The sequence below is a fragment of the Campylobacter sp. IFREMER_LSEM_CL1846 genome (genome assembly GCF_025772105.1).
Classification (GTDB): Bacteria; Campylobacterota; Campylobacteria; order Campylobacterales; family Campylobacteraceae; genus Campylobacter_D; species Campylobacter_D lari_D.
Genome location: NZ_JAKMRM010000001.1, coordinates 61,549 through 83,381 on the forward strand (window position 1 = coordinate 61,549; position 21,833 = coordinate 83,381).

The following is a 21,833-nucleotide window of genomic DNA, read 5'->3' on the forward strand; positions in this document are numbered from 1 at the left end:
AATAATTCCTCGTTTATATTAAGGATTATTTGCTACTCTGTTTTTTAAGTGTTCTTAAAGTTGAAGCAGCAACTCTAACTTTTCTAGTAGTTCCATCTTCTAAAGTAATACGAACTGTTCTTAAATTTGGCAAAAAGCGTCTTTTAGTTTTGTTGTTAGCATGGCTAACATTGTTACCTACCATAGGTCCTTTTCCTGTAATTTGGCAAATTCTTGACATAAATTTTTCCTTATGAAATAAAAATAATTTTTAGCATTATATCTAAAGCAAGCTTAAAAAAATCAAATATTATTAAAAATACATAAAGAAAATTTGATAATAAGTATGATAAAATTATTTTTTATTTTATTGGAGATATATAATGTATGTAGCGCCAAGTTTATTGTCTGCAAATTTTTTAAACTTAGAAAATGAGATTAAAGAAGTATCTCAAGCGGGAGCTGATTTGTTGCACATTGATGTGATGGATGGACATTTTGTGCCAAATCTTACTTTTGGTCCTTGTGTGATTGAAAATATTTCAAAAATTACTTCAGTACCTTTAGATGTGCATTTAATGGTGCATAATGTTAGTAGTTTTGTAGATTTATTTATACCTATAAAACCAAAATTTATTAGTTTTCATTTAGAAGCTGAAAACCATCCTATTAGGGTGTGTGAGTATATAAGAAAAAACGGCATTCATCCTGCTATTGTATTAAATCCACATACTCCAGTTTCAAGCATAGAACATATTTTAGAATTTGTAGATATGGTGCTTTTAATGAGTGTTAATCCAGGCTTTGGCGGGCAAAGTTTTTTACCTTTGGTGTATAATAAAATTCGCCAGTTGAGAGAAATGATAGATAGGAAAAATCTTAAAGTTTTTATAGAGGTTGATGGTGGGGTAAATGGCTTAAATGCACCTGATTTGGATGAAGCAGGAGCTGATATTTTGGTCGCGGGTAGTTATATTTTTTCTTCGCAAGATAAAAAAACAGCAATTAATTCTTTAAAGCTTGAATTTTGAGCCAACAACAAATCGATGATTTAATCATCAAGCTAAGCAAAGAAAACAAACCTTTTCCTTGGGTTTTAAAAGAACTTGCAAAAATAGAAGAATTAAACCACTATGATTTTGATTTATATATTTTTGAGCTTTTAGGACTAGGGGTAGAGCTTAATGCACAAAATTGTTTGTGTTTAAAAAGTAAAAATAAAAAAATAAAAGATGAGATATTTTGTGTTGTAGATATTGAAAGTACCGGCGGGATAAAAAGTGGTCAAATTTTAGAAATAGGTGCTGTAAAAATTCAAAATTATAAAGAAATTGATAGATTTGAGAGTTTTGTAAAAGTAGAAAGCATACCTGAAAATATTACAGAATTAACTGGGATTAGTTTAGATATGGTAGAAAATGCTCCTTCTTTGAAAGCTGTGTTAAATGATTTTAAGTTATTTTTAAAAGATAGCATTTTTGTAGCACACAATGTGCGTTTTGATTATCATTTTATATCTAAAGCTATGTATGAAAATGATTTTGGAGTGCTTTTAAATAGAAGATTATGTACTATTGATTTAGCTAAAAAATGCATTGAAAGTCCCAAATACGGCCTTGATGCTCTAAAAGAGTTTTTGTGTATTGAAAGTAAGCATCATAGAGCTTTAAGTGATGCTTTGGCCGCAAGTGAAATTTTGAAATACTGTCTTAAAAAAATTCCTTTTTACATTAAAACTACTGAAGAATTGTTACATTTTAGCAAGCAAGCTAAAAATCAAACAAAAAAATAAACTTTGTTTTGTATTTATTGCTATACTTCTTTTGCATAAATGACGGGAGCTTGTGATACAGGCTGAGAGTAAGCTAAAAGCTTAGACCGCACCAGAACTAGGTAATACTAGCGTTGGGATAATTTATCAACTACTCACATACCCTTCATTTATCCAAAATTATTTCAAGGATAAATTCAAATGAAAACTCAAATGTCTTATGCAAAAGAAGGAATTTTCACAAAGCAAATGCAAATTGTTGCACAAAAAGAACAAGTAAGTGAAGATTTTTTACTTGAAAATATAGCATGTGGAAAAATCATCATTCCTGCAAATATCAACCATAAAGCATTAGATCCAAATGGTATCGGTTATGGACTTAAAACAAAGGTAAATGTAAATTTAGGTGTTTCAAATGATTGTGTAGATTATAGTGAAGAGATGAAAAAGGTAGAATTGGCTCACAAATTTAATATAGAAGCTATTATGGATCTTAGTAATTATGGTAAAACTAGTCGTTTTAGAGATGAGCTAATTGCTACTTCAAAAGCTATGATAGGTACTGTGCCTGTTTATGATGCGGTAGGTTTTTTAGAAAAAGATTTAAAAGATATTAAAGCAAAAGATTTTTTAGATGTAGTATATCATCATGCTAAAAGTGGAGTGGATTTTATGACAATTCACGCAGGGATAAATTCTCGTGCTGCTAGGGTTTTTAAAGAGTGTGATAGGATTACTAATATAGTTTCAAGAGGAGGTTCAGTTCTTTATGCTTGGATGCAAATGAATGATGCTGAAAATCCATTCTATGAATATTATGATGATTTGCTTGCTATATGTAAGGAATTTGATGTGACACTTTCTTTGGGTGATGCACTAAGACCTGGTTGTACTCATGATGCAAGTGATGGAGCTCAAATTGCTGAACTTATCGAACTTTCGTTATTAACTAAAAGAGCATGGGCTCAAGATGTACAAGTAATGATAGAAGGACCTGGTCATATGGCTATTAACGAAATAGAAGCTAATATGCAACTTGAAAAAAGAATTTGCAATGGAGCTCCATTTTATGTTTTAGGACCATTAGTTACTGATATAGGTGCAGGATATGATCATATAAGTGGAGCAATTGGTGGAGCAGTTGCAGCAGCAGCTGGCGCTGATATACTTTGTTATGTAACTCCTGCTGAACATTTAAGACTTCCAAATTTAGAAGATGTAAGAGATGGTATAGTAGCAACTAAAATAGCAACTCATGCAGGAGATATAGCCAAGCTTCCCAAAGAAAGAAAAATAGATGATGAAATGAGTAAAGCAAGACAAGATATTGATTGGGAAAAAATGTTTAAATTAGCAATTGATGGAGAAAAGGCTAAGAAAATGTTTAATGAAAGAAAGCCTGAAGAACTTAATTCTTGTTCAATGTGTGGAAAAATGTGTGCTATGAACACTATGAATAAAATTTTAAAAGGTGAGGATGTAAGTTTGATAAAAGAATAAACCCTCGATTGCGAGGGTTTATTTTGATTAATCTATTACTTTATAATTATAAGGTTTTAGATTTTTATCATCTTCAAGAAGTTTTGCTGGTGGATTACCATTTACTTCTTGGTGTTTATAGTAGCGATCACCTGCTTTATTACCATTTAGATCTACTTTATAGTGAATTTCACCTGGATTTAATTTTTGAATATCTTCAAAACCTAAATTTGAAGTTTTGAAATCTTTAATGCCATTTTTGGCTGCAATTTCTGCTAGCTTAGTTTGTCCTTGTCTTGACATATCAACTGATTGTAAAAGCATTCTTGAAGCTTCTCTAGGATTGTGGAAACCTGTTGAGTTTTCAGCACCTACAAAGTCTGCTCTAATTTGAGATTTTCTATGTAGTTCTAATACTTCTTTTAATTCAGTCGAAATTTTAGCATCATCTGCTTTGCCATCAGTTTGAAATTTAGGCATTTTTCCAAGTTCTGCACGAATAGTTTCTATATCTTTAATCAAGCTTACTAAAGAATATTCAGCTGTTCTTAAATCATGGGCTACTGAATTTTGAATATCTTTTACTTGTTTAGCTAGATAGCTTTCGCTTTGAGTGTGACAAGTTTTACAAGCTGAGTTAATATCAACTAAAGGTGAAGTAATATTGTGGTTAGTAACTTTTTTTGCACCTTTTCTAATATAAGGCATATGACAATCTGCACAACTTATACCATTTGCAGCATGTACTCCACCACTATAAAGTTCGCTTTCTGGGTGTTGAATTTTAATCATTGGCGCTTTTGTGATTTTATGAACCCAATCACTTGGAAAATTTTCTCTATTTTTTTCATAATAATCATCAATCATTTCTATTCTAAATGGCTCGCCTTTTTTCCACTCACTCCATGGAAATGCTAGCTCTATACCATCAACTTCGATTTCAACTGGCTTGTTACCATCTCTCCAAGAATCAAACTCATCATAAGTTTTTTGAGTGCCATTCCACCATTTTTTAGAACTATCATTAGCAATACTTTCGCCTATAGTTTTCACTTTAGTGCCTGTTGGTTTGAAGTAGTATTCAACATGACATTGAGAGCATACTAAAGTTCTCATTTCGCTTCTTGAAGCTTTAATGCCTTGTTTTTCGTCTGCTTCATAACCTCTTGAAATTAATGCTTTAATTAAAGCTGGTCTTGTAAGTCTTAAACTCATATCTGTTGGGTTGTGGCAATCTGCGCATGTTACACCCATTCTTTTTCCACCATGAGGTCCGCTGTGTTCAGGTGAGTTTTCTTTAGCTCCATTTACAGCTGGGATAGTTTTAACCATAGTCCAATATTTTGCAGAGTTAAATGCTACCCAATCACCTTTTGCAGTGTTGTTTAAAAGCCATGGAGTCCATCCGCTATGGCAGTTCATACAAGCCGTTGGTTGACCGCCAAATCCTGTAAAACCATGTGCATTTAAGAAATCTTTATTATTTCTAGCTGTATCCATTTGATCTACTTGAACCCAAAAGTGTCCTCTTTCTTCATTTGCATCAATGCTAAATGGATAACCTGCCCAAAGAACAGTTAGTTGTGGATAGCGAATAAGCTTTGAATAAGCTAAATTTCCACCAAATTCTGTTGCATTAGGTGTTTGTTTTTCTACTGCTGTGTGCATGTCTAAATAATCAGGAAAGTTCTTTCCCCAGTAATCAAAAGTAGGATTTTCATCACCAAGTTTTACAATTTCTTGTGAAATGATCCCGCCTACTGAATCATTTGTTTTAGCTGTAATGTCCTGATTAAGCCATAATACACCTGCAATAGCTACTATAGTAGCACTTATAGCACTATATAAAATGCCTTTGTTATTCATTAAATACTCCTTTCATTTAAAATCCTCTCTTGTGACCAACACCTTGGTGGCAAGATACACAACTTAAAGCATTATCTTTATGTGGATCTAGGGTAGGGTTGATAGTGTTACTCGCAATTTCTTTGTGACATTCTATACAGTTATTTTGGACTATTTCTTTACTTTTTGCATTTGCACTCAAATGTGTAGGTAAAGAATCTAGTTTGAAAGTAAATGCATAAGCATGTCCTAAGCCACTTTGAGCTTTAGCAATCCATTTTTCAAAAAAGCTATGTGGCAAATGGCAATCATTACAGGTTGCTCTTGGTTTACCATCAACTTCTTTAGAGTGCGAAGCTTTTAAATAATCATTATAAACCTCGTTCATAATATGGCAATTATTACAGCTTTCACTAGCATCGCTAAAATAAGAAGTGCCCTTAGCATTATGGAAAGTATACATTCCAACTCCTGCTAAAATTACAAGTAAGAAGAGGAAAACAGCAAAAAGTTTTGAGTTTGCTTTTTTCAAAGTCTCTCCTTTGAATGAAGTTTAAGTTACAAGAACTTGTGTATAATTATATAACACCATAAAGGTAAAAAAGTAAATATATATTTATTAATCATTTATTATTTTTTTAATAAGATAAAAAAAGTGTTATTTTTTTTTATATAATTATATTTACTATTATACAAATAAAATAAATTTTAATGAAAGAAATACTAAAATATAAATATCTAGAAATAAAGGTAGGTATATCATGCAAATTCAACCATCAATGTATATTAACAGAGAACTTTCTTGGCTTGCGTTTAATTCTCGTGTTTTAGATCAATGCTCTAAAGATCTTCCTTTGCTTGAAAAACTTAAATTTATTGCTATATACTGTACAAATTTAGATGAGTTTTATATGATAAGAGTGGCTGGATTAAAACAACTTTTTGTGGCAGGAATAAGCACAACAAGCAATGATGAAATGACTCCTCTTGCGCAACTTAAAGCTATTAGAAATTATCTACATGAAGAAAAATATGTAGTAGAGCAGTATTTTACTAAAATTACCCAAGATTTAGAAAAAGAAAATTTATTTATTCGCTCATACGAAGAACTTGATGAGGATTTAAAACAGCAATGTAATGAGCATTTTTTTTCTAATATTTTTCCTGTGATAGTTCCAATTGCAGTTGATGCAACTCATCCTTTTCCGCATTTAAATAACCTTTCATTTTCTTTAGCGGTAAAACTTTGTGATCCTATGCACCCTGAACTTTTAAAATTTGGCATGATACGCATACCTAGGGTTTTACCAAGATTTTATCAAGTAAGTTCTAATATTTATGTGCCTATAGAAAGTATAGTACGCTATCATACTGAGCATATTTTTCCTGGCTATAAGCTCTTATCTTCTGCTGCTTTTAGAGTAACTAGAAATGCAGATATGGAAATAGAAGAAGAAGAAGCTGATGATTTTATGTTGATTTTAGAGCAGGGTTTAAAACTTCGTAGAAAAGGTGCTTTTATACGCTTGCAAATAGAAAAAGGCGCAGATGAGCAGTTGATTGAATTTTTAAGTTCTCATATGAATATTTTTCATAAAGATATTTATGAGTATAATATACTTTTAAATTTAGCTTCATTATGGCAAATCATTTCCAACAAAGAATTTACACATTTGCTAAATCCTATGTATACACCAAAAATTTTACCACCTTTTGGGGATAATGTATCTATATTTAGTGCAATAGATAAACAAGATATTTTGGCTATACAGCCTTATGAGAGTTTTGAGCCTGTATATCAATTTATCAAAGAGGCAAGTAAAGATCCTAAGGTTGTTTCTATAAGAATGACTCTTTATAGAGTAGAAAAAAATTCAAACATAGTTCAAGCTTTAATTGATGCAGCAAGCGATGGCAAACAAGTTACTGTAATGGTAGAATTAAAAGCGCGTTTTGATGAGGAAAATAACTTGCATTGGGCAAAATCATTAGAAAATGCAGGGGCTCATGTGGTATATGGAATCACTGGTTTTAAAGTGCATGCAAAAGTAGCTCAAGTGATTAGAAAAGAAGGGGATAAATTAAAAATTTATAATCATTTAAGTACGGGTAATTACAATGCAAGTTCAGCTAAAATTTATACTGATGTGAGTTATTTTACTTCAAAAGAAGAATATTCTCAAGATACTACAACTTTTTTTCACATACTTTCAGGATATAGTAAAAGTCGTCGTTTAAAGACTTTATCAATGAGTCCAAAGCAAATCAAAGAAAGAATTTTAGATATGATAGCTACTGAAGCAAGCTATGGAAAAGATGGAGTAATCATAGCCAAAATGAATGCTTTGGTAGATGGTGATGTGATTAAAGCTTTATATGAAGCTTCAAATAAAGGTGTTAAAATAGATCTTATTGTGCGTGGAATTTGTTGTTTAAGACCTGGAGTAAAAGGATATAGTGAAAATATAAGAGTTAGAAGTATAGTGGGAAAATATTTAGAGCATGCTAGAATTTTATATTTTAAACATACAACACCAAATTATTTTATTTCAAGCGCTGATTGGATGCCAAGGAATTTAGAAAGAAGACTAGAATTAATGACTCCTATTTTTGATGAGCATTCTCGTGCAAAATTGGCTCAAATTTTAAAACTACAATTAAGCGACAATGATTTAGCTTATGAGTTAGACAACGAGGGAAGATATCGTAAGGTTATTTTAAATGAGACAGAAAAAATCAACAATTCTCAACAAACTTTAGAAGAGTATATTAGTAGAATTTTTAATACCTTGAAAAAAGATACTGATCACAGCAGGGCGACGCACTTAGCAACGAAGCTTTTTAGAGATAGCTAATCCTTGCTTTTTTAGCAAGGATTATTTCCAACCTTCTATGTAGTTTTTAAGTTTTCTACCAACTTTTGGGTGTTTAAGTTTTTTTATAGCTGAGCTTTCTATTTGTCTTACTCTTTCTCTTGTGACATTTAATTCTTTACCGATTTCTTCTAAAGTTCTATCACTTTCATCATCCATTAAGCCAAAACGCATTCTAATAACAGCCTTTTCTCTATCATTAAGCTGATCTAAAACTTCATCAATTTGTTCTTTTAAATCATCTTTTAAGATGTGATCCATAGGTGAAATTGAGGTTCTATCTTCTACAAAATCTCCAAATTTACCATCATCCTCGTTGCTAATAGGTGCTTCTAGGGAAATTGGTTCTTTAGTAATTTTAATAACTTGTTTTACTTTATCTATACTAAGTCCTACTTCTTTTGCAATAATACTTACATCCGGTTCTTTACCTTCTTTTTGTAAATACTCGCGAATGATTTTATTGATTTGATTGATAGTTTCTATCATATGAATAGGAATTCTTATAGTTCTTGCTTGATCGGCAATTGCTCTTGAAATAGCTTGTCTAATCCACCAAGTTGCATAGGTTGAAAACTTATAACCGCGTTTGTATTCAAATTTATCTACCGCTTTCATTAAGCCTATGTTGCCTTCTTGGATTAAATCTAAAAATGGTAATCCGCGGTTAGTATATCTTTTAGCAATGCTTACAACTAAGCGTAAATTTGATTTTGCCATTCTAGTTTTAGCCTCATCAGATATTTTTTTACCGCGTTTGATTTGCTCTAGAATTTCTTTTAATTGATCTTTTTCTAAATCAAAAGAATTTTGACTAGCTTCTTTAGTTTGAATAAGTTTTTTAATCTCCATATAAGTGCTTACCATGGTAGTTTCTAAAGCACGCTCGGCTATTTCTTCTTTGCTAAGTTTGGTAATATCTTTTAAAATATCTTGGTGTCTTTGTTTTAATTCTTCTGAAAACATCGGTAAGCGATACTCTAAGCGTTTTAATTCTTTATCAAATTCCTCATCACTTTTTAATGCCGTTTCCATAGATTTTACTATTTCAGAAATAAGTTTTGATGTTGGACCTAGATCCATTAGTTTTTCTTTTAGTATATTTTTCTTAAAAGCAATTATGAGTTTATCTAATAGTTCATCGTCATTTTTTTCTGCATTAATAGTAGATATAGTTTTTAACCATTCTTTTTTTGCTTTTTCTAATGCTTTAAAGCTTTCTATGACTTTTAGAGTTCTTTCATCTTCTTTTTTATTTGTTTTTTTAGGTTTTTTTTCATTAGAATTTTCATTTTCCTCATTTTCGTTTTCTTCTTCAGAGTCTATTTCTTCATCGCTTTTATCATCATCGCTTTTATCATCATCCTCAAAGCTTTTAAAAAGCTCTTTCACTCTTCTTTCTCTATTAATTAAAGGTTCTTTATAATCAAGTATAAAATCAATCAAATAAGGCACAGAACAAAAAGCATCGATGATAATGTCTTCGCCTAGCTCAATCTTTTTAGAAATTTCAATTTCTTCATCTTTGTTTAAAAGAGCAATTTGTCCCATTTCTCTTAAATACATTCTTACAGGAGAGTCTGATCTGCTCCACTCAAGTAAATCATTTTCATTGGCTAAATCAAATTCATTTTCCAAACTTGTATCTTGTAATTTTTGTTTTTCCTCTTGTAGCTTTTTTGCTTCTTCTAAATTTCTTTTTTTGGCAATTTCAGCTGAAGAGATTAATTCTACTTTATATTTATCCATTAGATCACGGATTTTTTTCGCACTTGTTGCGTTTGGAAGCTTTGCAAAATACTTGACAAGTTTTTCATATGTGATATAATCTTTAGAATTTTCTTTGAAAAGTTCTTCTAAAACATTAGTTTCATTAGCCATGGATACCCCTTGTATTTAAGTAATGAGTGTAAAACTAAATATTATGCCTAAAAATTAATTAAAAACAAATAAAAATATTTTGGAACGACTTTTGCTTTGTTAGTGAAAAATTAAGATTTTAGTTAGGAAAAATAATGCAAAATGGGTATTATCAAGCCACCGGTGCTATGGTTACGCAATTTAATCGCTTAGATGTTGTAACTAACAATCTAGCAAATGTAAATACAAGTGGCTATAAAAGAGATAATGTTGTTATTGCAGATTTTAAAAGGATTTTTAAAGAAACTCAAGATGAGTTACCTATACAAAATCACACAAGAGATGCTGCAAGATTTGTTAATACAACTATAGATAGAGTTCCGCAGGTTAATCATGTCTATACAAATTTTAGTGTAGGTTCTATGAAAATGACGCATAATCCTTTGGATTTAGCTCTTACTCGCGAAGATACTTTTTACTTGATTAAAACAAATAATGGAGAAATAAGATTAAGTCAAGATGGAAATTTCCAACTTGATGATGAGGGTTATTTGGTAAATCGTCAAGGATACAGAGTTTTAAGCAGTGATTATTTTAATAATCCCGAAAATGATGGCGTACGCATAGGAGATTCTACTTCTTTTATTAATGTGGATAAAAATGGAATCATCAGTGCAGCCAATCAAAATATTGCAAGATTATTTGTAGCACAAGTTGATGATTTAAGAGATTTGCAAAAAGATGGCGATAATATGTATAAAATTGATAATTTAAACAAGATTAGAGATTTACCAAATTCAAATGCCATTAAGCAAGGTTTTACTCAAGGATCAAATGTTAATCCAGTTACAGAAATGGTAGGATTAATTGAGGCAAATAGAATGGTTGAGATGTATCAAAAAGTTATGACATCTCATATGGATGATTTAAATCAAGAAGCTATTAATAAATTAGCAAGTACTAAATAAACTAAGGATAGATAAAATGTTAAGATCATTATACACAGCAGCATCAGGGATGGTATCGCAACAAACACAAATTGATGTGACTTCAAATAATATTTCAAATGTTAATACAGTAGGTTATAAAAAATCGCGTGCAGAATTTGCAGATTTGATGTATCAAACGATGAAATATGCAGGAACTTCAACCTCAAGCACCACAAAACATCCAAGCGGCATTGAAGTAGGGCTTGGAGCAAGAGTAACAGCTGTAAGTAAAATTTTTAGTGAAGGTAGTTTAAAACAAACATCAACTTCAGGTCTTGATATGGCAATTGCTGGTAATAATGGCTTTTTCCAAATTCAAATGCCTGATGGAACTATAGCTTATACTAGAAATGGTCAATTTACTAAAGATGCTGAAGGAAACATAGTAAATTCAGATGGTTATAGACTTTTACCGGAAATGACTATACCTGAAGATGCTATTGCTATAAATGTTGCAAGCGATGGGACAGTTTCAGTAATGCAGCCAGGAAATACAGCTGAAACTCAAATAGGACAAATTGAACTTGTAAATTTTATCAATCCTGCAGGTTTACATGCTTTAGGGGATAACCTTTTAGTAGAAACTGATGCAAGTGGGGCGCCTATTGCAGGTATAGCGGGCGAGAACGGTTTTTCTGTCATCAAACACGGCTTTGTGGAGCTTAGTAATGTTCAACTTGTAGAGGAAATGACTGATCTTATTACAGGACAAAGAGCTTACGAAGCAGGCTCAAAAGCAATCACTACAAGTGATGATATGCTTGGAATTGTAAATCAATTAAAACGCTAGAATTAACTAGCGTTTATAATATGTAAAAATATTTAAAAATATACTAAAAAACTCCTATTTATAAATACTTATAAAATATTCTTTTTTATAATTTAAATTTTATCATTAATGTAGTAATATTTTTTAGATGTATTAAAATACATTGAATAAACAATAACGAGGGATATAATGAACAGAAGAGATTTCATTAAAAACACCGCTATTGCTAGTGCTTGTGGTGTTGCAGGTCTTAGTGTTCCAAGTAGTGTACTTGCTAATACTGAGAATAAATGGCGTTGGGATAAGGCTGTTTGTAGATTTTGTGGTACAGGCTGTGGAATTTTAGTTGCAAGTTTAGATGGTAAAATTGTTGCTGTAAAAGGAGATCCAGCAGCTCCTGTAAATCGTGGATTAAATTGTATTAAAGGTTATTTTAATGCAAAAATTATGTATGGAGAAGATCGCTTAGTAACACCTTTACTTCGCGTAAATGCAAAAGGTGAGTTTGATAAAAATGGAAAATTTCAACAAGTTTCTTGGCAAAGAGCCTTTGATGAAATGGAAAAACAATTTAAAAAAGCTTACAAAGAAAAAGGTGTTGAAGGAATTGGAATTTTTGCAAGTGGTCAATATACTATACAAGAAGGATATGCTGCTGCAAAATTAGTAAAAGCTGGTTTTAGATCAAACAATATAGACCCAAATGCACGCCATTGTATGGCTAGTGCGGTTGTTGGTTTTATGCAAACTTTTGGAGTTGATGAGCCTTCTGGTTGTTATGATGATATAGAGCTTACTGATACTATTATTACTTGGGGTGCAAATATGGCAGAAATGCATCCGATTTTATGGTCAAGGGTAAGTGATAGAAAATTAAGTAATTTAGATAAAGTCAAAATTGTAAATTTATCTACTTTTTCTAATAGAACTTCTCATATAGCAGATACTGAAATCATCTTCAAGCCAAATACTGATTTAGCTATTTGGAATTATATCGCTAGAGAGATTGTTTATAATCATCCTGAAGCTATGGATAAAGAATTTATTGAAAAACATTGTATCTTTACAACAGGCTATGCTGATATTGGTTATGGAATGAGAAATAATCCAAACCATCCTAAATTTAAAGCAAGTGAGAAAGATACAGTAGCAAAACAAAATGCTATTATTGTAGATGAAGAAGAAGCGGTATCTTTGGCTTATTTAGGAGTAAAAACAGGTGATAAATTTGAAATGAAACACCAAAGTGCTCCTGATGCGCATTGGGAAATTTCATTTGAAGATTTCAAAAAAGCATTAGAGCCTTATACGCTTGATTATGTTGCTAAAGTTGCTAAAGGTAATGAAGATGAAAGCATTGAAGAATTTAAGAAAAAACTTCAAGAATTAGCAAATTTATATATAGAAAAAAATAGAAAAGTTGTAAGTTTTTGGACTATGGGCTTTAATCAACACACAAGAGGTACTTGGGTAAATGAGCAAGCTTATATGGTGCATTTTTTACTTGGCAAACAAGCTAAGCCAGGTAGCGGTGCGTTTTCATTGACAGGGCAACCAAGTGCTTGTGGAACTGCAAGAGAAGTAGGGACTTTTTCGCATCGTTTACCTGCTGATATGGTCGTTGCAAATCCTAAACACAGAGAAATTAGCGAAAAAATTTGGAAAGTTCCGGCAAAAACAATCAATCCTAAACCAGGTGCTCCATACTTAAAAATCATGAGAGATTTAGAAGATGGAAATATCAAATTTGCTTGGGTGCAAGTAAATAATCCTTGGCAAAACACTGCTAATGCAAATCACTGGATAGCAGCAGCTAGAGAAATGGATAATTTTATCGTTGTGAGTGATTGCTACCCAGGAATTAGTGCTAAGGTGGCAGATTTAATTTTACCAAGTGCTATGATTTATGAAAAATGGGGTGCTTATGGTAATGCTGAAAGAAGAACTCAACACTGGAAACAGCAAGTGCTGCCTGTAGGTGAGGCTATGAGTGATACTTGGCAAATTATGGAATTTGCAAAACGCTTTAAATTAAAAGAAGTTTGGGGTGAAACTAAGGTAAATGATAAACTTACTCTGCCAAGTGTTTTAGAAGAAGCTAAAGCTATGGGTTATAGTGAAGATGATACTTTATATGATGTATTATTTGCAAACAAAGAAGCAAAATCTTTCAAAGCAAACGATTCTATTGCAAAAGGATTTGATAATAGTGATGTTAATGGCGATGAAAGAAAAATTATAGGTAGTGATGGTAAAGAATTTGAGGGTTATGGCTTTTTCGTTCAAAAATATCTATGGGAAGAATACCGTAAATTTGGTTTAGGTCATGGGCATGATTTAGCTGATTTTGATACTTATCATAAAGTAAGAGGTTTAAGATGGCCTGTGGTAAACGGTAAAGAAACACAATGGAGATTTAATACTAAATTTGATTATTATGCTAAAAAAGCAGCTCCAAATTCAGATTTTGCATTTTATGGTGAATTCGCTAAAGAACTACCAAAAGGAGATTTACTGGCTCCGCAGACTAAAGAAAAATATAGCTTGAAAAACAAAGTGAAAATTTTCTTTAGACCATTTATGAAAGCTCCTGAAAGACCGAGTGAAGAGTATCCATTTTGGTTATGTACTGGTAGGGTTTTAGAACATTGGCATAGTGGAACAATGACCATGAGAGTTCCTGAGCTTTTCCGTGCAGTACCTGAAGCACTTTGTTATATGAATGAAGATGATGCTAAGGCAATGAAAATTAATCAAGGTGATATCGTATGGGTACAATCACGCCGTGGTAAAGTAAAAGCTAGAGTAGATTTTCGTGGTAGAAATAAACCTTCTAAAGGGCTTGTGTATGTGCCTTGGTTTGATGAAAATGTATATATAAACAAAGTTACATTAGATGCAACTTGTCCATTGTCTAATCAAACAGATTTCAAAAAATGTGCCGTAAAAATTACTAAAGCATAAAAATGAAAAATAGAAGAGAATTTTTAGCCTTTACTTTTAAGCTTTTATGTATAGGAAGCGGAAGTGCATTTTTAGCAAGTTTAGCATTTAGCTCAAATCAGGAGTATTTTTTAAGACCTCCTGGGGCAGATGATGAAAAAGAATTTTTATCAAAATGTATACGATGTGGACTTTGTGTAAAAGCTTGTCCTTATGATGTTTTAAAACTAGCAAATTTAGAAAATAGTGCTAAAAATGGCACACCCTTTTTTATAGCAAGAGAAAATCCTTGTAGATTGTGCGAGGATATACCTTGTATAAGAGATTGCCCTACAAATGCGCTAGATCATAAATATTTAGAGCAAAATGATGGAATTTATAAAACAAAAATGGGTATAGCTATAATTGATAGTGCAAGTTGTGTTGCTTATTGGGGAATTCAATGTGATGCTTGTTATAGAGCCTGTCCATTGATAGATAAGGCATTAAAGCTTGAAATAAAACGCAATGAAAGAACTGCAAAGCACGCATTTTTATTACCTGTAGTAGATCATGAAGTATGCGTGGGATGTGGGATTTGTGAGAAAGCCTGTATAACGCAAAAAGCTGCTATTAGAGTTTTACCTAGAGAATTTGTCTTGGGAAAAGCTGGGGATAATTACATCAAAGGTTGGGATGAAAAAGATGAAAAACGCTTGCAAGATGTAAACACAGATAAAAATTTCAATAAAAACAAGGCTAAAGATTATCTTAATGATGGAGAATTGTTATGAAATATCTTATTTTAAGAAGAATAGTGCAATTGTCTATCTTAACTTTTTTTTCTTTTGGTGTATTTAATTTTATATTAAAAGGAAATTTAAGCTCTTCAGTTTTATTTTCTTCGGTGCCGCTAAGCGATCCTTTTGCGTTTATTCAACTTGCTTTAGCAAGTTTGCAAGTAGATTTAATGGCTTTAAGTGGTGCTTTGATAGTATTTTTATTTTATGCTATTTTTGCTGGAAGAGCGTTTTGCGCTTGGGTTTGTCCTGTAAATATCATTACTGATTTTGCTTATTTTATTAGAAGTAAATTAGGTTTTAATCAAGCAAGGATTTTTAATGTAAATAAAAATTTGCGTTATTATGTTTTGGCTTTTGTTTTGATTTTTTCTTTTCTTTTTTCCTTTCCTGTTTTTGAGGAATTTTCTTATATAGGAATAATCCAAAGAGGAATTATTTTCGGCGGTATTTCTTGGCTTTTTGTAGCTTTGATTGTTTTTTGTATAGATACATTTTTTAGTCCAAGATTTATTTGCTCGCATTTTTGTCCTTTAGGAGCTTTTTGGGCTTTAAGTTCGCATTTTTCATTACTAAAAGTAAGATATAACTTACAAAAATGTACTAAGTGTTATAAATGCCTTGGAGTATGCCCTGAAAAGCAAGTGCTTTGGATGATAGGTAAAGAAAATCAAGATGTAAAATCAGGTGAGTGTATAAGATGTGGAAAATGTGTTGATGTTTGCGGTGATGATGCTTTAGGTTTTAGTATAATAAATTTAAGGAGAGAAAATGAAAAATAAAATCTTTTTATCCTTAGCAGCAGCTGTTTTAATAAGTGCTTGCGGACTTGCTGTTAAAAGTGTTGATTCAAAAGATATAGGTTTAAGAAAAACAAGTTTAGAAAGTGAAAATGTAGAGTTATTGGATGCAAAGTATTCTCAAGCAATGGCTGGAGAATCTGTTTTAATTGAGAGATCATTTGAAAATGCTCCGCCATTAATTCCACATACTTTAGAGGATATGCTTCCAATTACTAAGGATAATAATATTTGTTTAAGCTGTCATGATAAAGCTATAGCTAAAGATGTTGGAGCCACTTCGCTTCCAAGTAGCCATTATTTTGACTTAAGAAAAAACAAATCTACTAAAGATATGATAAGTGATGCAAGGTTTAATTGTACACAATGCCATGTGCCACAAAGCGATGCAAAACCTTTAGTAGGAAATAGTTTTGAAGCTAAATTTAAAAATGAGGAACTAAAGAAAAAATCTAATCTTTTAGATGTTTTAAATGAAGGCGTAAAATAAAACTATGAAAAAAATATTTTTAATCTTACTAATGAGTGTATATGTATTTAGTTATGAGCTTAAACTTGATTCAAATTTAAATGCCTTAAAACTTGTTGATAGTAGTTTGCTTATAGGACTTGATAATGGAGAATTAAATCAGTACTTTATTAAAGACAAAAAAATGCAAAAAATCACTCAACTTGATAAGATTAAAAATTTTTACGAAGAAAATCTTAGCCCTAGAATTTATAGTATTGATTACTTAAATGGGGCTATTTTGATTTTAAGTGAAGGTGATTTTGGTAGTAAAAGGCTTAGTATTTATAAAAATAAACAACTTTACAACTATAAGCTTTTAAGTGATGGAGTAAAAAAAGCTTTGTTTTTAGATGATGATACTATTTTATTAGCCTTGCTAGGTTCTAATATAGAGCTTTTTGATTTAAAAACAAAAAATATTATAAAAAATTTTACTTTCTCTAACTCAAGTTTAAGTGATGTGGTTTTAAATGAGGCAAAAACTCAATTAGTAGCAGGTTTTGAAAGTGGTGAAATAGTACTTTTTGATGTGAAAAAGTGGCAAAAAATAAAAAGTTATAAAAATCTTCATAAAGATAATATTTATCAACTTGATTTTAAAAATGCAATTATTACAAGTTGTAGCACTGATAGAAAATTAGGCATAGTGCGAAATGATCAAGAAAAAAGCATAGAAAGAGACTTTTTAATATATGCTTGTAGTCTAAATAAAAGTGGTTCTATAGCGGTTTTTGGAGATAATGAAAAAAATATTATAGAGCTTATAGATACTAAAAATTTAAAAACAATAAAAAAATTCCAAAATAAAGATTTTTTGCTAGAATATCTTATATTTTTAAACGAGCATGAAATTATTAGTGCTGGTTATGAAGATAAAATTATATTTTGGAGTATAGATGAATCTTTCTAGTGTATTGATTTTAACTAAAGAGGAAAAATTAGAAAAACTTAAAGAACAAATTCAACAAACACCATGTTGTAGTGTGGAATTAGCTCAAGAAGAAAAAATTATAGTGGTAATAGAAAGTGAAAATTTAGATGATGAGTTAAAAGCATATAAACAATTAGAACAGCTTGATGGGGTGATAAGTATTAATATGGTATTTTCGTATCAGGATTTGGATGAAGAAAGAGAAAAAATTTTAAAAGCAAATTTTGAGGCAAATACTTTTGATGAAAATTTAAAAAAAGATAATTTAGAATACTATGGTAATGTTTTTAGAAAGTATTGATTATGATTTTTTTAATTCCTTTAATTGTGATTATTTCTTCTATTTTTATCATTGATCACTTTTATTTTTCCAAAGAGAATGAAGTTGTAAAAGAAAAAAAACAAGTAGTGCAAAAAAATACCGATTCTGATAAACAAAGATATCTTGAAAATATATTAAATCAAAAATAATCATGCACACACAAATTTCATATAAAAAATTCTTTTGGATTAATATTTTAGTTGTGATTACTCTTGCTTTAAATTTAAGAGCACCTATAACTTCCATAGGTCCTATGATAGAACATATTCAAGAATATTACAATATCAATTCTACTTTAGCAGGTATGCTAACAACCTTACCTTTAATAGCTTTTGGTCTTATATCGTTTTTTGTAGCGTATTTTTCACAAATTAAAGCTTTGTTTTTTGCCTTAATTTTGATTGTCTTTGGAGAAGTTATTAGAAGTTATGGAGGAACTATAGGTTTATTTTCTGGGGTTTTTTTGATAGGAGCAGGCATTGCAATAGCTAATGTTTTATTACCTTCTTTTGTAAAAGAAAAATTTTCTAAAAATACTTATAAGATAATGGGTTTATATGGATCAATTATAGGCTTATCTTCAATTGCTGGCGTGGCCTTATCGCTTCCTTTGCTTAAATTTTTTGATGTACCTCAAGCTATGTTTTTTTGGGCTATATTGGCTTTAATTGCTTTGATTTTTTATTTTCCACATTTGAAAAATAAAAGATTATTACGCCCTAAAAAGAAAAATATTAATAAAGTGAATATCTTTTTAAACTTAACAGCCTGGAAAGTTACTATTGTAATGGGATTACAAAGTTTTTTATCTTATAGTCTTTTTGCATGGCTTAGTGTGATGATTAGTGAAAAGGGCTTTGGAATTGACTTTGGTTCTAATGTTTTATTATTATCTCAAATCATAGGAATGCCTGTGGCATTTTTACTACCTATCATTTTAGGAAAGCTTAGATCTCGTGCTAAAAGTTTTGCTATAGTGATGTTAGGGTTTTTGTATTTTTTAAGTTTTATGATGATTTTTCTTTTTAAAGTAAAAGCGATTTTGTTTTTAGCGGCTATTTTTTTAGGTTTTGCTTCTAGTGGAGTTTTTACAATTTCGCTATTATTTATTGCTATCAAAAGCTCAAATTCTATCATAGCGGCTAAACTTTCTGCTATGTCACAAGGTATAGGGTATTTAATAGCTGCTCAATCACCTTGGATTATAGGCATGCTTCATGATAATTTTAGAAATTTCACTTCAGGCTTTATTATGCTTATTATAGTAGCTATAATACTTAACATTTTTGTATTTTTGGCATATAAGGCTCCTGTGATTAAGTGAAAATTAAAAATAAATTAAAGCCTTTTTTGTTAGAATTTTAGGATTTTATTTTTGTGAGTTAATAATGCGATATACAGTAACAGAGGCTTCTATTTATGAAGCACAAGGCTTAAAAGATGAGGCTTTGGAGATTTATAAAAATATATTAAAACAAGATCCACAAAATAAAAATGCCATTGATGCTATAAGGCGTTTGAGTGGCTTGCGTTCTAATCATGAAGATTTAAATTATGATATGCTTGATTTTTTTGTCAATATGAAAAGTGAAGAAGAAATTAATGAATTTAAAAGGTGGTTGATAAAACTATGAATATAGAAGATTTAGCAAAAATGGCTATTAGTGAAGTTAATTCAGAGTTAGATAATAAAAAAAATAAAAACGATGAATTTGCCCCTATGGTAGAAGAAATTACTCAAGAAAAAAATGTTAATACTCAAGAGAAAAAAATCAAAGAAGAAATTAGTAAGGTTACACAAGAGCTAATCCAAGAACTAGATGATTTAGAAGTAAAAGTAAAAGATGATAAACAAAATGTCGCTATTAAGGTTGAAGCTTTAGAAGAAAAAGAAGAAAGCATTATAAATAATGAAGAATTTTTCTTGAAAAATCTTAGAGAGCGTATTTTGGTTTTATTTGAAGGATTAAAAAATACCAAAGATGAGCATATGGAAAAAAGACTAGATATGACCATTACTTTTTTAGAGTTTTTACTTGCAAAGATTGAAGATAGACTTAAAAAATGACCAAGATTTTTTAAGAATTAAAAATATACTTAAGCCTTACACACAAAGGGTTTATTTAGTAGGTGGTTGTGTAAGGAATTCTTTTTTAGATTTATCTAGTGATGATTATGATATAGAAATTTATGATATTGAGCCTATGCTTTTTGATGAGCTTATGCAAAAACTTGGTGCAAATGGAGTAGGAAGAAGTTTTTTTGTGTATAAATATAAAAAATTTGATTTAGCTCTAGCACGCTATGAAAATAAAATTTCTACAGGCCATAGAGGTTTTGAAGTTAAAGTTTGTAATAATGAGCAAGAAGGAGCAAGAAGAAGAGATTTTACCATTAATGCATTGATGGTAAATATTTTTGATTTTGAATTTTTGGATTTTTTTAATGGTTTGCAAGATTTGCAAGCAAAGATTATAAGACATATTGATGATAAAAGTTTTATTGAAGATAGTTTAAGAGTGCTTCGTGGAATTTCTTTTGCATGTAGGTTTGATTTAACAATTGCAAAAGAAAGTTTAAAATTAATGCAAACTATGGATATAAGCGATTTATCTAAAGAGCGTATTAATAATGAACTTTATAAAATTTTTAAAACTTCAAGACTAAATAAAGCTTATGAGTATTTTAAAATTTTAAATTTAGAAGAAAAAATCTTTTTTTATCAAAGCTGTAATAAAGAATTTGAGAGACTTTTAGAGTATAGCCAAAAGTTAATTTGTGATGAGGCTTTGTTTTTGTATTTGTATTTGAATTTTTTTCATATAAATAAAGAGGAATTTTTTAAAAAAACAAAATTAAAAAAAGAGCTTTTAAAAAAATGTGAACAAGAATTTATTTTAGGTAAAATTGATGATTTTAATTTAGCTAAAATTGCTTTAAAAATACCACTTTGCAAATGGCTTGGGCTTTGGAATAATGAGCGTATAACACAAGCAAAAAAAATAAATTTATATCATCATGCTTTTGAAAGTAAAATTAGCGCCAATGACTTACTAAAGGAAGGATTTAGCGGGAAAGAACTTGGAATTGAACTTGAAAAAAGAAAATTACAAGAATTAAAAAACTATATAAAGGAGTAAAAATGAATGAGTATATTTTAAAAATTTCATGCAGCGATGAAAAAGGATTGATTTATAGAATTTCAGATGTTATTTTTAAATATAGAATCAATATTATAAAAAATGATGAATTTGTTGGAGAAAATCGTTTTTTCTTTAGGGCACATTTAGAAGGTGAGCTTGATATAAAAGCTTTTAAAGGAACACTTGAAGCTATGCTTCCTGATAATGCACAAATTGAAATTACTTCAAAGAGAAAAAAAGATATTATTGTTTTAGCTACTAAAGAAACTCATTGTTTAGGTGAGTTACTTATCCGTCAATTTAGTGGAGAATTTAATGCAAATATTAAGGCAGTTATTGCAAATTATGATGTATTAAAACCTTTAGTGGATAAATTTAACATACCTTTTCATACTATTTTAGCACAGGATTTAAGCAGACAAGAGCATGAAAAAAAACTACTAGAGTGTTTAAAACAATATGAGTTTGATTATATTGTTTTAGCAAAATATATGAGAATATTATCTCCATCTTTTGTAGAGAATTTTGAGGGAAAGATTATTAATATCCACCATTCTTTTTTACCTGCATTTATAGGAGCTAATCCTTATAAGCAAGCTTATGAAAGAGGGGTAAAGATTATAGGCGCAACAGCACATTTTGTAAATAATAACTTAGATGAGGGGCCAATTATTACCCAAGATGTTATACCAGTTACTCATGAATATTCTTGGCAAGCTATGCAACAAGCAGGGCGTAATGTAGAAAAAAATGTTTTTTCTAAGGCCTTGGATTTAGTGTTTGATGATAGGATTTTTATATATGATAATAAAACAATAGTATTTTAATCTTGATGCTAA

Annotated in this window: 22 protein-coding genes and 1 riboswitch; of the genes, 18 read left to right on the top strand and 4 right to left on the bottom strand. The window is 30.4% G+C overall.

Going from position 1 to position 21,833, the window contains the following annotated elements; translation table 11 throughout:
• Nucleotides 1-25: 25 nt before the first annotated feature.
• Nucleotides 26-220, bottom strand: coding sequence for a 50S ribosomal protein L28 (rpmB, locus tag L8W40_RS00315; RefSeq protein WP_012661734.1), 195 nt, complete (start codon nucleotides 218-220; stop codon nucleotides 26-28).
• A 142-nt stretch (nucleotides 221-362) separates the two neighbouring features.
• Between rpmB and rpe the strand changes: the two genes are divergently transcribed.
• The 3 genes from rpe (at nucleotide 363) to thiC (ending at nucleotide 3,250) form a co-directional block, all read left to right on the top strand.
• Nucleotides 363-1,010 carry a ribulose-phosphate 3-epimerase gene (gene rpe / locus L8W40_RS00320; RefSeq protein ID WP_220566854.1) on the top strand — a complete coding sequence of 216 codons (648 nt, stop codon included), beginning with the start codon at nucleotides 363-365 and terminating at the stop codon, nucleotides 1,008-1,010.
• Nucleotides 1,007-1,771: a 3'-5' exonuclease gene (locus tag L8W40_RS00325; protein WP_263662503.1), complete on the top strand. Its 765-nt coding sequence runs from the start codon at nucleotides 1,007-1,009 to the stop codon at nucleotides 1,769-1,771. The genes rpe and L8W40_RS00325 overlap by 4 nt, the downstream gene beginning before the upstream one ends.
• Nucleotides 1,772-1,803: 32 nt before the next feature.
• Nucleotides 1,804-1,908: riboswitch (TPP riboswitch) on the top strand.
• A 43-nt stretch (nucleotides 1,909-1,951) separates the two neighbouring features.
• The gene (gene thiC, locus L8W40_RS00330; protein ID WP_263664385.1) at nucleotides 1,952-3,250 is read left to right on the top strand and encodes a phosphomethylpyrimidine synthase ThiC; all 1,299 of its coding nucleotides are present in this window, start codon (nucleotides 1,952-1,954) and stop codon (nucleotides 3,248-3,250) included.
• A gap of 27 nt (nucleotides 3,251-3,277) precedes the next feature.
• On the opposite strand, the gene L8W40_RS00335 is transcribed toward thiC, so the two are convergent.
• A complete protein-coding gene (locus L8W40_RS00335; RefSeq protein WP_263664386.1) occupies nucleotides 3,278-5,095 on the bottom strand; it encodes an ammonia-forming cytochrome c nitrite reductase subunit c552 in 1,818 nt (605 codons plus the stop codon).
• 16 nt (nucleotides 5,096-5,111) lie between these two features.
• Entirely contained in the window at nucleotides 5,112-5,606 is a 495-nt protein-coding gene (gene nrfH, locus L8W40_RS00340; protein ID WP_039618639.1) for a cytochrome c nitrite reductase small subunit, read from the bottom strand.
• A gap of 229 nt (nucleotides 5,607-5,835) precedes the next feature.
• Between nrfH and L8W40_RS00345 the strand changes: the two genes are divergently transcribed.
• Nucleotides 5,836-7,929 carry an RNA degradosome polyphosphate kinase gene (locus L8W40_RS00345; RefSeq protein ID WP_263664387.1) on the top strand — a complete coding sequence of 698 codons (2,094 nt, stop codon included), beginning with the start codon at nucleotides 5,836-5,838 and terminating at the stop codon, nucleotides 7,927-7,929.
• A gap of 21 nt (nucleotides 7,930-7,950) precedes the next feature.
• Here L8W40_RS00345 and rpoD read toward each other — a convergent pair whose 3' ends face one another.
• Nucleotides 7,951-9,828: an RNA polymerase sigma factor RpoD gene (gene rpoD, locus L8W40_RS00350; RefSeq protein WP_133318727.1), complete on the bottom strand. Its 1,878-nt coding sequence runs from the start codon at nucleotides 9,826-9,828 to the stop codon at nucleotides 7,951-7,953.
• A gap of 134 nt (nucleotides 9,829-9,962) precedes the next feature.
• Between rpoD and L8W40_RS00355 the strand changes: the two genes are divergently transcribed.
• From L8W40_RS00355 to purU, 14 genes are all read left to right on the top strand, one after another.
• Complete coding sequence (locus L8W40_RS00355) at nucleotides 9,963-10,775, top strand: flagellar hook-basal body protein (RefSeq protein ID WP_263664388.1); 813 nt, start codon at nucleotides 9,963-9,965, stop codon at nucleotides 10,773-10,775.
• 16 nt (nucleotides 10,776-10,791) lie between these two features.
• Complete coding sequence (flgG, locus tag L8W40_RS00360; RefSeq protein ID WP_133318729.1) at nucleotides 10,792-11,586, top strand: flagellar basal-body rod protein FlgG; 795 nt, start codon at nucleotides 10,792-10,794, stop codon at nucleotides 11,584-11,586.
• Nucleotides 11,587-11,754: 168 nt separating this feature from the next.
• A complete protein-coding gene (napA, locus tag L8W40_RS00365; protein WP_263664389.1) occupies nucleotides 11,755-14,529 on the top strand; it encodes a periplasmic nitrate reductase subunit alpha in 2,775 nt (924 codons plus the stop codon).
• A gap of 2 nt (nucleotides 14,530-14,531) precedes the next feature.
• Nucleotides 14,532-15,281, top strand: a complete 750-nt coding sequence (gene napG / locus L8W40_RS00370) for a ferredoxin-type protein NapG (RefSeq protein WP_133318731.1) — start codon at nucleotides 14,532-14,534, stop codon at nucleotides 15,279-15,281.
• Nucleotides 15,278-16,069, top strand: a complete 792-nt coding sequence (napH, locus tag L8W40_RS00375; RefSeq protein ID WP_263664390.1) for a quinol dehydrogenase ferredoxin subunit NapH — start codon at nucleotides 15,278-15,280, stop codon at nucleotides 16,067-16,069. The genes napG and napH overlap by 4 nt, the downstream gene beginning before the upstream one ends.
• Nucleotides 16,059-16,577 (top strand): nitrate reductase cytochrome c-type subunit, encoded by a 519-nt coding sequence (locus L8W40_RS00380; protein WP_263664391.1) that lies wholly within the window; start codon nucleotides 16,059-16,061, stop codon nucleotides 16,575-16,577. Before napH ends, L8W40_RS00380 begins: the two co-directional genes overlap by 11 nt.
• Before the next feature lie 4 nt (nucleotides 16,578-16,581).
• On the top strand, nucleotides 16,582-17,508 hold the full coding sequence (locus L8W40_RS00385; protein ID WP_263660117.1) for a WD40 repeat domain-containing protein: 927 nt from the start codon (nucleotides 16,582-16,584) through the stop codon (nucleotides 17,506-17,508).
• Entirely contained in the window at nucleotides 17,495-17,830 is a 336-nt protein-coding gene (locus L8W40_RS00390) for a chaperone NapD (RefSeq protein ID WP_133318735.1), read from the top strand. The genes L8W40_RS00385 and L8W40_RS00390 overlap by 14 nt, the downstream gene beginning before the upstream one ends.
• A gap of 2 nt (nucleotides 17,831-17,832) precedes the next feature.
• On the top strand, nucleotides 17,833-18,000 hold the full coding sequence (locus L8W40_RS00395; protein WP_087699327.1) for a hypothetical protein: 168 nt from the start codon (nucleotides 17,833-17,835) through the stop codon (nucleotides 17,998-18,000).
• Between the two features lie 2 nt (nucleotides 18,001-18,002).
• Complete coding sequence (locus L8W40_RS00400) at nucleotides 18,003-19,175, top strand: MFS transporter (protein WP_263660995.1); 1,173 nt, start codon at nucleotides 18,003-18,005, stop codon at nucleotides 19,173-19,175.
• A 61-nt stretch (nucleotides 19,176-19,236) separates the two neighbouring features.
• A complete protein-coding gene (locus L8W40_RS00405; RefSeq protein ID WP_087691144.1) occupies nucleotides 19,237-19,485 on the top strand; it encodes a hypothetical protein in 249 nt (82 codons plus the stop codon).
• Nucleotides 19,482-19,919, top strand: coding sequence for an effector protein CiaD (gene ciaD, locus L8W40_RS00410; RefSeq protein WP_263660994.1), 438 nt, complete (start codon nucleotides 19,482-19,484; stop codon nucleotides 19,917-19,919). The genes L8W40_RS00405 and ciaD overlap by 4 nt, the downstream gene beginning before the upstream one ends.
• Nucleotides 19,888-20,991, top strand: a complete 1,104-nt coding sequence (locus L8W40_RS00415; protein WP_263664392.1) for a CCA tRNA nucleotidyltransferase — start codon at nucleotides 19,888-19,890, stop codon at nucleotides 20,989-20,991. The genes ciaD and L8W40_RS00415 overlap by 32 nt, the downstream gene beginning before the upstream one ends.
• Nucleotides 20,992-20,993: 2 nt before the next feature.
• Nucleotides 20,994-21,821: a formyltetrahydrofolate deformylase gene (purU, locus tag L8W40_RS00420; protein WP_133318739.1), complete on the top strand. Its 828-nt coding sequence runs from the start codon at nucleotides 20,994-20,996 to the stop codon at nucleotides 21,819-21,821.
• Nucleotides 21,822-21,833 lie beyond the last annotated feature (12 nt).

Excerpts from the sequence above, each read along its gene's own strand:
- L8W40_RS00390 (WP_133318735.1), top strand. The coding sequence starts at position 17,495 with ATGAATCTTTCTAGTGTATTGATTTTAACTAAAGAGGAAAAATTAGAA.
- L8W40_RS00355 (WP_263664388.1), top strand. The coding sequence starts at position 9,963 with ATGCAAAATGGGTATTATCAAGCCACCGGTGCTATGGTTACGCAATTT.
- rpmB (WP_012661734.1), bottom strand. The coding sequence starts at position 220 with ATGTCAAGAATTTGCCAAATTACAGGAAAAGGACCTATGGTAGGTAAC.
- L8W40_RS00385 (WP_263660117.1), top strand. The coding sequence starts at position 16,582 with ATGAAAAAAATATTTTTAATCTTACTAATGAGTGTATATGTATTTAGT.
- L8W40_RS00400 (WP_263660995.1), top strand. The coding sequence starts at position 18,003 with ATGCACACACAAATTTCATATAAAAAATTCTTTTGGATTAATATTTTA.
- L8W40_RS00395 (WP_087699327.1), top strand. The coding sequence starts at position 17,833 with ATGATTTTTTTAATTCCTTTAATTGTGATTATTTCTTCTATTTTTATC.
- L8W40_RS00345 (WP_263664387.1), top strand. The coding sequence starts at position 5,836 with ATGCAAATTCAACCATCAATGTATATTAACAGAGAACTTTCTTGGCTT.
- rpe (WP_220566854.1), top strand. The coding sequence starts at position 363 with ATGTATGTAGCGCCAAGTTTATTGTCTGCAAATTTTTTAAACTTAGAA.
- napH (WP_263664390.1), top strand. The coding sequence starts at position 15,278 with ATGAAATATCTTATTTTAAGAAGAATAGTGCAATTGTCTATCTTAACT.
- rpoD (WP_133318727.1), bottom strand. The coding sequence starts at position 9,828 with ATGGCTAATGAAACTAATGTTTTAGAAGAACTTTTCAAAGAAAATTCT.
- ciaD (WP_263660994.1), top strand. The coding sequence starts at position 19,482 with ATGAATATAGAAGATTTAGCAAAAATGGCTATTAGTGAAGTTAATTCA.
- thiC (WP_263664385.1), top strand. The coding sequence starts at position 1,952 with ATGAAAACTCAAATGTCTTATGCAAAAGAAGGAATTTTCACAAAGCAA.
- L8W40_RS00335 (WP_263664386.1), bottom strand. The coding sequence starts at position 5,095 with ATGAATAACAAAGGCATTTTATATAGTGCTATAAGTGCTACTATAGTA.
- flgG (WP_133318729.1), top strand. The coding sequence starts at position 10,792 with ATGTTAAGATCATTATACACAGCAGCATCAGGGATGGTATCGCAACAA.
- L8W40_RS00380 (WP_263664391.1), top strand. The coding sequence starts at position 16,059 with ATGAAAAATAAAATCTTTTTATCCTTAGCAGCAGCTGTTTTAATAAGT.
- purU (WP_133318739.1), top strand. The coding sequence starts at position 20,994 with ATGAATGAGTATATTTTAAAAATTTCATGCAGCGATGAAAAAGGATTG.
- napA (WP_263664389.1), top strand. The coding sequence starts at position 11,755 with ATGAACAGAAGAGATTTCATTAAAAACACCGCTATTGCTAGTGCTTGT.
- napG (WP_133318731.1), top strand. The coding sequence starts at position 14,532 with ATGAAAAATAGAAGAGAATTTTTAGCCTTTACTTTTAAGCTTTTATGT.